Origin of the sequence: Protofrankia sp. Cj5 (assembly GCF_917627405.1) — a bacterium.
Lineage (GTDB): Bacteria > Actinomycetota > Actinomycetes > Frankiales > Frankiaceae > Protofrankia.
On record NZ_CAKJTO010000007.1, the window covers coordinates 14,741 to 28,437 of the forward strand.

At 68.8% G+C, this 13,697-nt stretch carries 14 protein-coding genes; 6 read left to right on the forward strand and 8 right to left on the reverse strand.

Going from position 1 to position 13,697, the window contains the following annotated elements; all coding sequences use genetic code 11:
* The first annotated feature begins 201 nt into the window (after positions 1 to 201).
* Both MJ777_RS03295 and MJ777_RS03300 read left to right on the forward strand, forming a co-directional pair.
* Positions 202 to 1,857 (forward strand): protein kinase, encoded by a 1,656-nt coding sequence (locus MJ777_RS03295; RefSeq protein ID WP_239373067.1) that lies wholly within the window; start codon positions 202 to 204, stop codon positions 1,855 to 1,857.
* The gene (locus MJ777_RS03300) at positions 1,829 to 2,281 is read left to right on the forward strand and encodes a DUF2752 domain-containing protein (protein ID WP_239310184.1); all 453 of its coding nucleotides are present in this window, start codon (positions 1,829 to 1,831) and stop codon (positions 2,279 to 2,281) included. The genes MJ777_RS03295 and MJ777_RS03300 overlap by 29 nt, the downstream gene beginning before the upstream one ends.
* A gap of 158 nt (positions 2,282 to 2,439) precedes the next feature.
* On the opposite strand, the gene MJ777_RS03305 is transcribed toward MJ777_RS03300, so the two are convergent.
* Together MJ777_RS03305 and MJ777_RS03310 are read right to left on the reverse strand one after the other, a co-directional pair.
* On the reverse strand, positions 2,440 to 2,637 hold the full coding sequence (locus MJ777_RS03305; RefSeq protein WP_239310185.1) for a hypothetical protein: 198 nt from the start codon (positions 2,635 to 2,637) through the stop codon (positions 2,440 to 2,442).
* A 49-nt stretch (positions 2,638 to 2,686) separates the two neighbouring features.
* Positions 2,687 to 2,965, reverse strand: a complete 279-nt coding sequence (locus MJ777_RS03310; RefSeq protein WP_239348231.1) for a hypothetical protein — start codon at positions 2,963 to 2,965, stop codon at positions 2,687 to 2,689.
* A gap of 160 nt (positions 2,966 to 3,125) precedes the next feature.
* Between MJ777_RS03310 and MJ777_RS03315 the strand changes: the two genes are divergently transcribed.
* From MJ777_RS03315 to MJ777_RS03330, 4 genes are all read left to right on the forward strand, one after another.
* Positions 3,126 to 4,397 carry a helix-turn-helix transcriptional regulator gene (locus MJ777_RS03315; protein ID WP_239373069.1) on the forward strand — a complete coding sequence of 424 codons (1,272 nt, stop codon included), beginning with the start codon at positions 3,126 to 3,128 and terminating at the stop codon, positions 4,395 to 4,397.
* Positions 4,394 to 4,957 (forward strand): GNAT family N-acetyltransferase, encoded by a 564-nt coding sequence (locus tag MJ777_RS03320; RefSeq protein WP_239373071.1) that lies wholly within the window; start codon positions 4,394 to 4,396, stop codon positions 4,955 to 4,957. The genes MJ777_RS03315 and MJ777_RS03320 overlap by 4 nt, the downstream gene beginning before the upstream one ends.
* 203 nt (positions 4,958 to 5,160) lie before the next feature.
* On the forward strand, positions 5,161 to 6,423 hold the full coding sequence (locus tag MJ777_RS03325) for a helix-turn-helix transcriptional regulator (protein WP_239373073.1): 1,263 nt from the start codon (positions 5,161 to 5,163) through the stop codon (positions 6,421 to 6,423).
* Positions 6,420 to 6,983: a GNAT family N-acetyltransferase gene (locus tag MJ777_RS03330; RefSeq protein ID WP_239348227.1), complete on the forward strand. Its 564-nt coding sequence runs from the start codon at positions 6,420 to 6,422 to the stop codon at positions 6,981 to 6,983. The genes MJ777_RS03325 and MJ777_RS03330 overlap by 4 nt, the downstream gene beginning before the upstream one ends.
* Positions 6,984 to 7,038: 55 nt before the next feature.
* Here the strand turns inward: MJ777_RS03330 and MJ777_RS03335 are convergent, their stop codons facing one another.
* The 6 genes from MJ777_RS03335 to MJ777_RS03360 form a co-directional block, all read right to left on the reverse strand.
* A complete protein-coding gene (locus MJ777_RS03335; protein ID WP_239310191.1) occupies positions 7,039 to 7,791 on the reverse strand; it encodes a type III pantothenate kinase in 753 nt (250 codons plus the stop codon).
* Positions 7,791 to 8,924 (reverse strand): carboxylating nicotinate-nucleotide diphosphorylase, encoded by a 1,134-nt coding sequence (gene nadC, locus MJ777_RS03340; RefSeq protein ID WP_239373075.1) that lies wholly within the window; start codon positions 8,922 to 8,924, stop codon positions 7,791 to 7,793. Before nadC ends, MJ777_RS03335 begins: the two co-directional genes overlap by 1 nt.
* Positions 8,924 to 10,702 (reverse strand): L-aspartate oxidase, encoded by a 1,779-nt coding sequence (locus tag MJ777_RS03345; RefSeq protein ID WP_239373077.1) that lies wholly within the window; start codon positions 10,700 to 10,702, stop codon positions 8,924 to 8,926. The genes nadC and MJ777_RS03345 overlap by 1 nt, the downstream gene beginning before the upstream one ends.
* Entirely contained in the window at positions 10,699 to 11,202 is a 504-nt protein-coding gene (gene panD / locus MJ777_RS03350) for an aspartate 1-decarboxylase (protein WP_239310194.1), read from the reverse strand. The genes MJ777_RS03345 and panD overlap by 4 nt, the downstream gene beginning before the upstream one ends.
* Before the next feature lie 2 nt (positions 11,203 to 11,204).
* A complete protein-coding gene (gene panC, locus MJ777_RS03355; protein WP_239373079.1) occupies positions 11,205 to 12,104 on the reverse strand; it encodes a pantoate--beta-alanine ligase in 900 nt (299 codons plus the stop codon).
* A gap of 391 nt (positions 12,105 to 12,495) precedes the next feature.
* Positions 12,496 to 13,407 carry a phosphoribosylaminoimidazolesuccinocarboxamide synthase gene (locus MJ777_RS03360; RefSeq protein WP_239348224.1) on the reverse strand — a complete coding sequence of 304 codons (912 nt, stop codon included), beginning with the start codon at positions 13,405 to 13,407 and terminating at the stop codon, positions 12,496 to 12,498.
* Positions 13,408 to 13,697 lie beyond the last annotated feature (290 nt).

The following is a 13,697-nucleotide window of genomic DNA, read 5'->3' on the forward strand; positions in this document are numbered from 1 at the left end:
AAGTCGGGTTGTCCGGTCGAGGTGGCAGCCCCGCCGGGCTGCTGACCCGCGGGCGCCGGTGCGTCCATGAGCACCCTGTCCGGCGCGGACCGCCCTGTCCGGCGCGCTGGCGTTCCGGTTCCGTCTGCGGGATCGGGCGGGGTTAGGATTACCCCATCGCGTTGAGGGATGTATGGGTGATTTTGTGATGCTGTTCAGCGGGTGTCGGCATGTGGCGGCGTCCACCTCGTGATCATCAACGAGGCGCAGGTGGCCGAGGCGCTCCCCAGCTACGAGTTGGGCGCCAAGCTGGGCGCGGGCGCCTTCGGGCTGGTGTTAGCGGGCCGGCACCGCGACCTTGATCGCAATGTTGCGATCAAGGTGCTGTCCCCGGCGCAGGAGAACGCGCCAGGCGGTTTCAAAGCCGAGGCACGGATCCTCGCCGCGATGGATCATCCGCATGTCGTGCGGGTCTACGATTACGTCGAGGCCGACGAGCTGCATCTGATCGTCATGGAGCTGCTGGGTGGGGGGACGCTGACCCGTCGGCGGGCGGGCATCCCACCGGAGGGTGCCTGCGCGGTCGGTCTGGCGGTGGCCGCGGCGCTGACCTGCGCGCATGCCCAGGGGGTACTGCACCGCGACATCAAGCCCGACAACATTTTGTTCGACACCGGAGGCCTGCTCAAGGTCACCGACTTCGGGATCGCGAAGATTTTCGACGGGTCGGCGGCCACCGCGAGCATGCTCATCGGGACCCCGAAGTACATGGCGCCCGAACAGCTCGTCGGCGGTCGGCTGGGGCCGCCCACCGACCTGTATGCCCTCGGGGTGCTCCTGTACGAGCTGCTCGTCGGGACACCGCTGTTCGATCCGGCTCTGTCGTCGCATGCCCTGGGTTATCATCACCTTTACTCTCCGCCACCACCGTTAGTGGGTGTGCCCGCTCCGGTGGCCGAGGCTGTTCTGCGGGCGCTGGCCAAGGATCCGGCCGCTCGCCAGCCCTCCGCACACGCCTTCGCTCTTGATCTTGCTGCTGCCGCGGCCCGCGGTTACGGCCCTCGCTGGACCGCCCGTGCCGGAATCGGACTACGCCTCGCCGACGACGTCCGTGATGCCGCTGACCTTCTGGTTCAGCCCAGTCGGCAGATACCGGCGCCTATCCCCCGCCCGCCGGGTCCGCAGCCCGCCGTCCAGCCTTCGTCGCCATGGGTTGTGCAGCCGCCGCCGGCCGCGCCCGCGGTGCGCCCGTCGAACGCCGCATATCAGGCCGTTCCCGCGTATCCGCCAAGTCCCGGCCAGCCAAATCCCGGGTACCAGAGCCCGGGGCAGCCAAATCCCGGGTACCAGAGCCCGGGGCAGCCAAATCCCGGGTACCAGAGCCCGGGGCAGCCAAATCCCGGGTACCAGAGCCCCGGCCAGCCAAATCCCGGGTACCAGAGCCCCGGCCAGCCAAATCCCGGGTACCAGAGCCCGGGGCAGCAACAGAGCGCTGGCTATCAGGCCGGCGCAGGGCAGCAGGGCGTACCCGGCTATCAGGCGGGTCCTGGCTATCCGCCGAGCCCGGGGTACTACCCGGCCAGCCCGGCATATCCCGCCCCGCCAGGTTATGCCCAGAGACAATACGATGTATCAGCCCCATTCGGACGTGATCCGGTCACCGGCGAACCGTACTCGGATAAACAGAAGCTCGTCGCCGGCCTGCTGCAGATTTTCCTGGGTGTGTTCGGGGCCGGACGCTGGTACCTGGGCGACACCGCCATCGCACTCGCCCAGTTGTTCACCTGCGGTGGTTTCGGGGTCTGGGCGTTGATCGACGGGGTCCTGATGCTCACCGGCAATGTTCGCGATGTACAGGGCCGGCCACTTCGTGATTGATCAGGGCCGCTCGGTCGTGGGAACGAGCCGTACCCGCCTGCTGCTTGGCGCGGCCGCGGGCGCGCTGGGCGTGGGTTACCTTGCCGTCGTCGACCCGCACGATGCGGCCGCGGTCATGCCGGTGTGCCCGGCGAAGTTTGTCACCGGGCTTGACTGCCCGGCGTGCGGCGGGCTTCGGCTGGTTCACGATCTGTTGCACGGTCGGTTGCGGGCCGCGGTTCACGACAATCTCTTCGTGCTGCTCTGTAGCCCTGTTCTGGTCCACCTGGGCTGGCGGCGGGCACGGGCGGCCTGGCTGGGTGAGCAGGCACCTGTTCCCAGAGCGCTTGCGCACGGGCTGGCCGCTGGCGCGCTTGTCTGGATGGTCGTGCGGAACCTGCCCGGCTGGCCCCTGGCACCGGCGTCTGCCTGTTCGGCGCTGTGAGCGTCCTGGACCGTGGCCTGACCACGGTGGGTTGGCCTTGGCATGGAAGCCACCTCTACGGGCGGCGCGTCGTGCCGCCGAGGCTGCACCCGACGAACCTGGCTGCTCAAGCGGGTCAAGGCCTGTAGTCGATCAACGTGAATGATCGGATGTAGCGCTCAAATCCGCTCAAATCTGAAAACGAGCTCCTGCCCGTCCCGCATGGCCAGCCGCAGCCGTGCGCCACCCGGCACGTAGGTCTCCAGCACCCTGATCAGCTCGTCCGTATCGACCCCGACGCTTACGCGCAGGTCAACACTTTTGGTGATCTTACTTATGAGAACGCGCGCACCGCGCGTATCCTCCTGCCCGTTCACCCGCACTGTCCCGATTCGTCTTCCGCTGAATGGTCCGCGTGCCTGCTCTTCATGCCTCCAGCCGGGGCGGACGAAGGCGCGCGAACACGGCCGGAACTACTCGGTAGTCGGCGAGCCGGTACGCCTGGGCGTGTGCCTCGGCCGCACGTGCCGTCGGAAAGATCAGTAACGCACTGTCCGGGCGCCCGTCCGGGCCAAGCTCGACGATCACACAGGGGACGGACTGGTCGAGCCGCGGGAACCGGGGCTCATCGGACTGCCGGTGGAGCCGGGCGGACGCGACCGGCCGGCGGGTGTAGGTCTTTGGTGGTACCACGACATCTCCCATGTGCGTATCGGCTGGGTGGTCGGCTGGTTATCGTGCTGACGCGACACATTTCATGACGCTGCGCGACAGGTGGCTAGCTGTGATCGCGTGAGACGCTGTTGACGCATCCGTCACGCACGCCTCACGCACGTGTCGTTACGCTGGGCAGGAGAGGGTACGGGTGGACGATCAGGCTGCGGTTGCGCATCTTGCGGGGCGTATTCGCGTGTTACGCCTTGCCGCGGGCATGCAGAGTCTGGCCGAGCTCGCTCGGCGTACCAACCTGGACCGGGCTGGGATCAGTCGGGCCGAAGCTGGCCGGTTTCTGCCGTCCGATGTGGTCGTGGAGGCCATCGACACCGCGGTGGGTGCCGGTGGAGAGCTGGTGCAGCTCCGCGCGCGGATCCACCGGGCGCGGCACGGAATCGGCGAACCTGACGGCGGGGAGGTGAGTTCCACGGACAGGCGGGAGGTCTTCGAGCTGACGGCGGCCGGCATCCTCGCGGCGGATGCCTACCGGCAGTGGTCAGCCACCGGCCCGGACCCGCTGACGGTCGCCGAAATCGAGGACAAGGTCGACCAGCACGCGGCCGTGTTCACCACCACGGCGCATGACGCGCTCGCCCCGAAGGTGTTCGACACCTGGCGGCAGGCGGAGGGCAGGCTTCGGGATGCAACCCGCTTGCGGGCGCACCGGCGCCTCACCGTGGCCGCGGGCTTCTGCGCCTACATGCTGTGCCGGCTGGCGTTCAACATGGGGGATACGATCACGTCACGGCGGTTCCTCACCCTCGCCGAGAACCATGCCGAGGATGCCGAGGAACCAGTGCTGGCCGCGTCCGTCGCCGGGATGGCGTCCACGATGGCGTTCTACGGCGGCCGGTACGAGGATGCCGTCCGGGTCGCGGCGGAGGCTGCCCAGCGATTCCCCCACCCGTACACCGCGGCACGACTTGCCGCCTACGAAGCCCGCGCGCGGGCCGCGACCGACGATGCCCGGTCCGCGCGGGATGCGCTGTACCGGATGCGTCAGACGGTAGTCGATTTACCGGCGCGCCCCGGGATGTCCTCGTTCGGGCCAGCGGCGGCCGGCATGTTCGCCGGCGGAGTACTCGCCCGCATGGGTGCGGGCGACGAAGCCGAACCGATGGCCCGCGCCGCGGTGGCGCTGTACGACTCCGGCCACGGTGGCTTCGAGGAACGGGGACATGCACTGCTTGCGCTAGCCGCGGCGCTGCTGACGCGGGAGAGTCCTGAACCAGAAGAGGCGGCGGTCCGCACCTTGGCCGTGGTGGCGCTACTGGACGGCTGCTTGACATCGACCGTGGCCGCGAACCTGCGCCGTACCATGACCCAGTTACACCCCTATCGGGAGCTCGCTCCGGTCCGTGATTTAGAGGACGCTCTGTCCGCCCGTTCCCATCTCGTACTGACCGCCGGGAGCGCCCCGTGACCCTCACCCTCGGACCGCCGTCTGCTACCCGGCAGATCCCCACGGTGCTCACCGAACGGCTGGTCCTACGGGACTGGCGGGCCGAGGACATCGGCCCGTACTCGCGGATGACTCAGGATCCGGATATGAGCCGCTATACCGGCGGCGGGCCGATGGACGAAGAGGCGGTGTGGCGCCATGCCGCTTTCCAGCTTGGCCACTGGGCGTTGCGCGGCTTCGGGATGTGGATCATCCGAGATCGGCTGTCCGGAGAGTTCGTCGGCCGCGCCGGGCTGTATGAAGAGATGGGCTGGCCGGGTGTCGAGGTGGCCTGGACGGTGCGGCGTGACCGGTGGGGGCAGGGCCTGGCACCCGAAGCTGGCATGGCGGCGCTCGAGTTCGCGTTCGTCCACGTCGGTGTCGAGCGGGTCATCTCGATCTGCCACCCGGACAACATCCAGAGCCGCCGAGTAATGGAAAAGATCGGATTGATCCTGGATGGCGACTGGTCCCTTCACGGTCGGCCGAGCGTCGTTTACGCCATCACCCGGCAGACGTGGGAGGCCCGTACCGACGGGTGAGGCCCGCAGACGTTGGCGGTCTGCCGTCGCTCATGATCCCCCATGTGCGTATCGGCTAGGTGGTCAGCTGGTTATCGTGCTGACACGGTACATTTCATGACGGTGCGTGACAGGTGGCTAGTTGTGATCGCGTGAGACGCCGTTGACGCACGCCTCACGCATGCCTCACGCACGTGTCGTCATGCTGGGCAGGAGGGGCACGGGTGGACGATCAGGCTGCGGTCGCGCATCTTGCGGGGCGTATTCGCGTGTTACGCCTTGCCGCGGGCATGCACAGTCTGGCCGAGCTCGCTCGGCGTACCAACCTGGACCGGGCTGGGATCAGTCGGGCCGAAGCTGGCCGGTTTCTGCCGTCCGATGTGGTTGTGGAGGCTATCGACACCGCGGTGGGTGCCGGTGGAGAGTTGGTGCAGCTCCGTGCGCGGATCTACCGGGCGCGACACGGCATCGGCGAACCGCAGGAGGTGAGTTCCACGGACCGGCGGCAGATGTTGGGGGCAGGCGCGTTCACCATGCTGTCCGCGCTTGCTGCGGACACCTCCCGGGAGATCGCGCGCGGCGACCCTGATCCGCTGACGCTCGTGGACATTGATGACGACATCGACCGCATCGCCGCGGTCTACGCCGTCACCCCGCACGCCGTGCTTCTTCCCCAGGTTGAACGGCGCTGGCTTCAGGTTGACGCCGCGCTGAAGGGCCGGAGCAGCCTGGCCGTACATCGCCAGTTGAGCCTGGCGGCCGGAAGGCTGTCCTACTTCGCTTCCCGGCTAGCGTTCAACTTCGGTGACTTCGCCATGGCTCGGCATCTCGCCGTGCTCGCCGGACAGTACGCCGAGCAGACGCAGGACACGGTGTTGCTCGCGTCGGTTGCCGGGATGCACTCGTCGATCGCCTACTACCGGAAGCGGTATGAGGCGGCCGTGGCTGTCTTCGACGGGTGCCCGTCTGATCCGCCGTACCTTCGTGCCCGGAACGCAGCGTACCGGGCACGCGCCCACGGACGCCTCGGCAACGCGGCGGCGGCCCGGGCCGAACTGGCGCTGATGCACCGCTCCCTGGCTGATCGACCGCAGCGGCTGGGGGACCTCCCGCTCGGGGAGGCAGCTGCGGGCATGTTCACGGCCGGCACTCTCGCGTCGATCGGGCACGGCCAGGAGGCGGAGCCATGGGCGCGGCAGTCCGTAGCCGCGCATGAAGCCGCCGGGCCGCGAGCGAACCGGGAGGAGTGGGGACATGCTCTGCTCACCCTGTCCGCAGCGTTGATCTCCCGGGAACGCCCAGAGCCGGAAGAGGCTGCCCGGGTCGGTATCCAGGTCCTGGACGTCGTCGATGGCCATCCCACCCACACCGTGACCCACCGCGCCGGGGAGATGCTGACCATGCTGGCCGACCATCGCGCGCTACCTGCGGTCAGAGACTTCCGTGACCGGCTCGCTGCCGCACCACGGGCGGAGCTGACGGCGTGAGCGGCCCGCTCGGCAAGCCGACCGTCATCGTCGTACCCACCGTGGTCACCGACCGGCTGATCCTGCGCTGCTGGCGGGCGGGTGATATCGACCCGTACGCGGCGATGAACGCCGACGAGGAGACTATGCGCCACCTCAACGGCACCTTCGACCGGGACGCTACAGAGCGGCTGATCAGCCATCTGATCGGTATGTGGGTGCTGCTCGGCCATGGCATGTGGGCCATCGAGGATAAGGGCACCGGCGAATTCCTCGGTCGGGCCGGGCTCTACTTCGGTCCAGGATGGCCCGGGGTCGAGGTCGCCGTGTCGATCCGCCGGGACCGCTGGGGGGAAGGACTCGGTATGGAAGCATGCCGTGCCGCGATCGCCTGGGGGTTCGCCACCCTTGCCGTGGGCGAGATCGTCACCTTCACGAACCGGGACAACGCCGGGATGAACGCGATCGCCCGGAAGCTCGGGATGACCTTCCAAGGTGAGGCGTCCGCCATCGGCCCATGGCGGGACAACAACGTCTACGCCATCACCCGGCAGACGTGGGAGGCCCGTACCAGCGGGTGAGGTCCGCAGGCGCTGGCGGTCTGGCGGGGTCCTGGCCTGAGGGTCGAAAACCCGTCTACGTGTTCTTGGCGAAGACCAGGCGCAGCCCGATAAGGGTGAGATGCGGTTCGTGATACGCCAGCGTCTCGCTTTCAGCAATGATCAACGAGGCGAGCCCGCCGGTCGCGATAACCACGGGCGCTGTGTCCAGCTCGTTGATGATGCGCCGTACCAGGCCGTCCACCTGCCCGACCACACCATAGATCATTCCTGACTGCAGCGCCTCCACCGTACTTTTCCCGATCACTGACCGCGGCGGTGTGAGCTCGACCTTCCGTAGCTGCGCGGCCCGCGACGCAAGCGCGTCAAGGGCGATCTCGATGCCGGGAGCGAGGGCGCCACCGAGGAACTCACCCCGGCTGGAGACGACATCCAGATTCGTGGACGTCCCGAAGTCGACAACGATCGCCGGCCCCCCGTACAGGTGGTGTGCGGCGAGGGTGTTCATGATGCGGTCGGCGCCGGCTTCCTTGGGGTTGTCGATGAGGATCGGCACTCCGGTGCGGGTGCCGGGCTCTACCACGACCGCGGGGATCCCGTCAAACGTCCGTACCAGCATGCGGCGGATCTCTCGTAACGCCGCCGGCACCGTGGAGCAGACCGATACCCCGTTGACGTTGTAGCCCCGCAGCAGCCCGCGGAACAGCAGTGACAGTTCGTCCGCCGTGGCGTGCGGGTCGGTACGTATCCGCCAGGAATCGATGAGCTCGTCGTTGTCGAAGACGCCTAGAACGGTGTTGGTGTTGCCGATGTCGATCGCGAGCAGCATCAGTCCGTCTCCGTCTCCGTCTCCGTCTCCGTCTCCGTCTCCGTGGCGCGACCGGGCTGGCCACCAGAATCCGGGCTCGGTTCAAGACTCAGATCGAGACCGAGATCCAGCGCGGGTGCGGAGTGGGTCAGCGCGCCCACCGCCAGGAAGTCGACACCGGTCTCGGCGACCGCCCGCGCGACCCGTAGCGTCAGCCCTCCGCTGGCCTCCACCCGCACCCCGGCTGGGTGCGCGATCGCGACCGATTCACGTAACTCGTCCGGGGCCATGTTGTCGCAGAGAATCAGATCCGCACCAGCTGCCACAGCCTCGATTACCTGGGCCGGTGTGTCGCATTCCACCTCGATCGGCAGACCGGGGAAACGGGTGCGCACGGCGGTGAAGGCCGCCAGCACTCCGCCCGCGGCGATCAGATGGTTGTCCTTCACGAGCGCGGCGTCCGCCAGCGACATCCGGTGGTTGACCCCGCCGCCGCAACGTACCGCGTACTTCTCCAGAGCACGTAGCCCTGGCAGGGTCTTGCGGGTGTCGCGGATCAATGCGCCGGTGCCGTTGACCGCGTCTACCCAGCGGCGGGTCGCGGTCGCGATCCCGGACAGGTGACATATCAGGTTCAGCGCGCTGCGCTCCGCGGTGAGCAGCGCGAGTACCGGGCCGGCCACGGTCAGGACGGTGTCACCGGGGTTCACCCGGTCGCCGTCCGAAAAAATGATCTTTGTGTTCAGCTCCCCGACAGGCTCGGCGACAGGCTCGGCGACAGGCTGCGGCGCCTGCTCGGCATCAGCCGTGTCATACCGTAGCCCGTACTCTTCGGCCAGAACCAGCTCGAACACCGCGGCCGCCACTGAGAGGCCGGCGACGATCCCGGGCGCACGTGAGACGATCGCGGCCCGGCCGTGCAGCCCCGGCGTCACGGTCGCGACCGACGTCGCGTCCACCGGTCCCGCCGGGCCGTCGGCAAGATCTTCAACAAGGGCCCGGCGGACGAGCCCGATGACCGCTTCCGGGTCGAGACCGGCGGCTAGCAGCCTGCCCCGGGTTGCCGCTGACAGTGGTGACACGCTCGGCGACGGCTCGCCGCCGGCCGGCGTGGGCAGCGACGCTGGGGGTGGCAGCGGCGGTGATGGCGGCATCAGGCGGCGTCCGACGCCCGCCCCGTGGCGGCGCTCGCGTCCGGGACGCGCGGGCCACCCGCGGCGTTTGACATATCCGAAATATCCAACGCCTCGTATGTCACTGATAGCTCACCCTCCGCATCCAGACGGGTGAGGATGTGGCCACGCCACGCACCATCATCGGTGTCGGGGAAATCCTCCCGCCAGTGGGAGCCTCGCGTCTCGTGACGCATCGCCGCGGCAGCGACCAGCACGGTGGCGACCGTCCGCAGATTCGTCGTCTCCCAGGCGTCCGGCCCGGCTGTGACCGTGTTCCCGCCAGCCCGTGGCATCCCGAGGGCGGTGAGCGTTCTGGCGCTCCTGCGCAGGCTGTCCGCGCTGCGCAGCACCCCCGCGCCGTCGGCCATCGCCCGGGCCAGGCTGGCGCGGGTTGCGGGGCCGGTAAGCCCGGCCGAGCCGCGTCCCACCACCGGGTCCTCGGGCCGCGCCGGTGCCGGCAGCCCCCGGGCGAGGTCGGTGGCGATCCGGGCGGCGAAAACCAGCCCTTCCAGCAGGCTGTTGGAGGCCAGCCGGTTCGCGCCGTGCACGCCTGTGCACGCGACCTCGCCGCAGGCATAGAGACCGGGGACGCTGGTGCGGCCCCAACTGTCCGTCCGGACACCACCGCTGGCATAGTGCGCGGCCGGAGCGACCGGAATCGGGGTGCTGACCGGGTCCACCCCGGCGGCCCGGCAGCGGGCGGTGATCGTCGGGAAGCGGCGCAGCAGCGTGGAGCCGCCCAGCCCGCGGGCGTCCAGGTAGAGATGATCGACGCCCTGGGCCGCCATGATGCGCGACATCTGTTTCGCCACGACGTCGCGTGGGGCGAGATCCATCAGCGGGTGGACACCTGCCATGACAGCGGTGCCGGCGGCGTCCACCAGCCGGGCGCCCTCGCCCCGCATGGCCTCGCTGACCAGGGGCTGCTGGCCGGGCACGAGGTCGCCTCGGTTGTGGGCCGTACCGGCGGCGCCGGGTCCGGCCAGCCACAGCGCGGTCGGGTGAAACTGGACGAACTCCAGGTCGGTGACGATTGCCCCGGCCCGCAGGGCCAGCGCCACGCCGTCCCCCGTCGAGACCGGCGGATTCGTGGTCGAAGCGAATACCTGTCCCATCCCGCCGGTCGCGAGGATCACCGCGCGGGCGGTTACGGCGCCCACGCCGTCTGCCGTCCCCTCACCGAGGACGTGCAGGGTCACTCCGGCGGCGTTGCCGTCCGCGTCCAACAGCAGGTCGAGGACGAGCGCGTGTTCGATCACCTCGACACCCGGGTCCGCGCGCAGCGCCGCGATCAGCGCCCGCTCGACCTCCAGGCCGGTGGCGTCCCCGCCGGCGTGCACAACTCGGTTGCGCAGGTGGCCGCCTTCCCGGGTCAACGCGAACCCACCGGTGGAGCTGTCGCGGTCGAACGCGGCACCGAGGTCGGCGAGCTCCCGAACCCGGGCCGGGCCTTCGGTGACCAGGATCCGGACGGCATCGACGTCACACAGCCCGACTCCGGCGACCAGGGTGTCAGTCAGGTGATCGTCGGGGGAGTCCTCCGGAGCGAGCGCTGCGGCAATCCCGCCCTGTGCCCACCTGGTCGAGCCCTCGTCGAGGCGCGCCTTGGTGACCAGTAGCACCCGACCGCCGGGCACGGCCGTGCGGGCGTGCAGCACGGCGGTCAGCCCGGCGATCCCGGACCCGATCACGACGATGTCGGTTTCGCGGGTCCACCCCGGCCGGGGCGCGCCGAGCCGGCATGGCAGGACCGTCACGTACGGATCCGGTGGTTGGCCGATGCCTGGCCGGCTGACGCCAGCCGTCCCGCCGGCTGGATCGCGGCGCTCTGGGCGGCGTGCTGGCCGACGATGTCCCCGCGCAGGCTCGACGGGTCGTCCGGGATTGCCTGCGCCGGGTCGTCCCCGTGGGCGACGACCCGGTTGGCGGCATCCACGAAGAGCACCCGTGGAGCGAACCGGCGGGCGTCCGTATCGGTCATGACCGCGTACGACAATATGATCACCAGATCGCCGGGATGGACGAGCCTGGCCGCGGCGCCGTTGATCCCGATGACCCCGCTGCCCCGCGGGCCGGCGATCGCATAGGTCTCCAGCCGGGCACCGTTGTCGATGTCAACGATTGTGACCTGCTCGCCGGGGAGCAGATCCGCATCCTCCAGCAGGCCGGCATCAATCGTTACCGAGCCAACATAGTGCAGGTCGGCCTGAGTGACCGTGGCTCGATGGATCTTTGATTTGAGCATGGTCCGGAACACGGTCAGCCGGCCTCCTCGGGCAGCGTGAGCTCAATGTTGTCGATCAGTCGGGTGGTGCCGACACGAGCCGCCACCAGCAGCAGCGCCTGGCCGGTGCGTACCGGTGTCAGGTCGTCGGGACTGGCGAGAGTGAGGTAGTCAACGTCAATGCCGGGTTCGGACGCAAGGACGTTCCCGGCGGCCTCGAGCACCACGTCAGCGCCTTCGTCCGCGACGCTCACCCCCACGGCCAGCGCCCGCGACAGCGCGAGTGCGGCCTGGTGCTGACGGGTCGTCAGGTAGGCGTTGCGGCTGGACAGGGCCAGCCCATCCGGTGCCCGGACGGTTGACACCCCGACGACTTCGGTCGGGAAGGCGAGGTCTCGCACCATACGGCGGACAAGGACGAGCTGCTGGGCGTCCTTCTTGCCGAAGAAGGCCAGCTGCGGGCGGGTGAGGTGCAGCAGTGTCGCGACGATTGTGAGAACACCGTCGAAATGACCGGGACGGCTCGCGCCTTCCAGCAGATCGCCGAGTGGGCCGGCGCAGACCCGGACCGCCGGTGGGGCCTCGTGCACGATCGCCGGCGCGAAGATTATGTCCACTCCCTCGCGGGCGCATATTTCCAGGTCGGCGTCGAGCGTCCGGGGGTAGCGCGAGAGATCCTCCCGCGGGCCGAACTGGAGCGGGTTGACAAAGATCGTTACGATCAGTTGATCGGCGCGTGCGCGAGCGGCCCGGATCAGTTCGCTGTGCCCGGCGTGCAATGCCCCCATCGTCATTACGACCGCACGCGTTTGGTTGGGCACTAAAGGTAATGAATGCAGCAGTCCCTCAAGATCTGCTCGGCTGTGTGCCAGCGCGGGCTCTCCGCCGCCGGAGGGTCGGGGGCGCGCCGAAGTCGTGGTTCCAGCTTTGGCCATCAGTGTCGTTCCAGTCCTCGTGGGGGTACCGGACGTCGGCGGTCAGCGTAACGCGCCCGCAATCGCCCGCGCTCAACTGTTGCCCACCGCACATCGCACTCATGTCCATCTTCATGCCGGGGCGAACAGAAAGAGCTTCTATAAGAAGATCAACTAATGGCGACGGCAGTGGCCCGGCCTTGGCTTGTCCCGGCCTGACGGACATCCGCCCGCAGTTGACCGGAAGCCCGGAAAACACGGACACGAGCACGGACACGAGCACGGACACGGGCGGCTGGCCGCGACAGTGAAAGAACCGGCGCTGGCCGCGCACCGGGTCCGGTACGGACAGACGAGCATCCGGCGTGACCACGCGGCCGAACCCACCGGCACCGGACCACCGCGCGTCAGCCTATGCCGCGGCGATGTAGTCGGCGAAGGACATACCTGTCAGGCGTTCGTACGCCTCCACATAACGGGCGCGGGTGGCCTCGACGATCTGGTCGGGAAGTTCGGGGCCGGGCGCGGAGCGGTCCCAGCCACTGGAGATCAGATAGTCACGGACGAACTGCTTGTCGAAGGACGGCTGGGGGCGGCCGGGCTGCCACTTGTCGACCGGCCAGAATCTGGACGAGTCCGGGGTCAGCACCTCGTCGGCCAGCCGTAGCACGTTGTCGGTGTCATGACCGAACTCGAACTTGGTATCGGCGAGAATGATGCCGCGCTCGGCAGCGAGGCCGGTGGCGCGTTCGAAGATTGCCAACGTGAGTCTCTCCACCTCGGCGGCGAGCTGGGTGCCGACGCGGGCGGCCGCGTCCGCCCGGCTGATGTTCTCGTCGTGCTCGCCGACCGGGGCTTTCGTCGACGGTGTGTAGATCGGTGCCGGCAGCCTGCTGCCGTCGAGGAGCGCGGCCGGCAGGGCGTGGCCGCTGACCGCGCCGGTGCGCTGGTAGTCGTTGAGTCCGCTGCCGGTCAGGTATCCGCGGGCCACGCACTCGATCGGCACCATGGACAGCCGCCGGCACAGCATCGACCGGCCGCGTAGCTGTTCGGCATAGGGCGACAGCTCATCGGGGTACTCGTCCACGTTCGCGCTGATCACATGGGACGGCACGATGTCGGCGAGCTGGTCGAACCACCATAGGGACAGCCCGGTGAGAACGGCGCCCTTGTCGGGGATGTCAGTCGGCAGCACGACGTCGAAGGCGGAGATCCGGTCGCTGGCGACAAGCAGGACCGCATCGTCGCCGACAGCGAATATTTCCCGTACCTTGCCGGATCCGAGGTGGGTGAGCCCGGCGAACTCCTCGTGCGTCAGCGGCATACCCAGACCGTATCGAGCCCCGCCGGTCGTATCGAGCGCCGGTAGGCAATCGCGGGCAGCGGGCAGCGGGCGGCGGGCAGCGGGCGGCGGGCAGCGGGCGGCGGGCGGCGGTGCGGCCAGGCCGCGGCGTGCTCCGATGCACATGTCCCGACGTGCGGATTCGCTGTCCGCGTCCGACGATGTAACGGTAAGAGCGCCCGAGGATAGGGCGTTCGATCAGTGAGCGGCTCATCCGCGCCCGATCCGGCAAGGCGGCGGAGGAAGGCGCCCTGGTGCTGGGCGCCGACTGA

What these genes read in the sequence shown, in the direction of transcription:
- MJ777_RS03300 (WP_239310184.1), top strand. Translation starts at nt 1,829, where the DNA reads ATGTACAGGGCCGGCCACTTCGTGATTGATCAGGGCCGCTCGGTCGTG.
- MJ777_RS03310 (WP_239348231.1), bottom strand. Translation starts at nt 2,965, where the DNA reads ATGGGAGATGTCGTGGTACCACCAAAGACCTACACCCGCCGGCCGGTC.
- MJ777_RS03335 (WP_239310191.1), bottom strand. Translation starts at nt 7,791, where the DNA reads ATGCTGCTCGCGATCGACATCGGCAACACCAACACCGTTCTAGGCGTC.
- nadC (WP_239373075.1), bottom strand. Translation starts at nt 8,924, where the DNA reads ATGCCGCCATCACCGCCGCTGCCACCCCCAGCGTCGCTGCCCACGCCG.
- panC (WP_239373079.1), bottom strand. Translation starts at nt 12,104, where the DNA reads ATGGCCAAAGCTGGAACCACGACTTCGGCGCGCCCCCGACCCTCCGGC.
- MJ777_RS03360 (WP_239348224.1), bottom strand. Translation starts at nt 13,407, where the DNA reads ATGCCGCTGACGCACGAGGAGTTCGCCGGGCTCACCCACCTCGGATCC.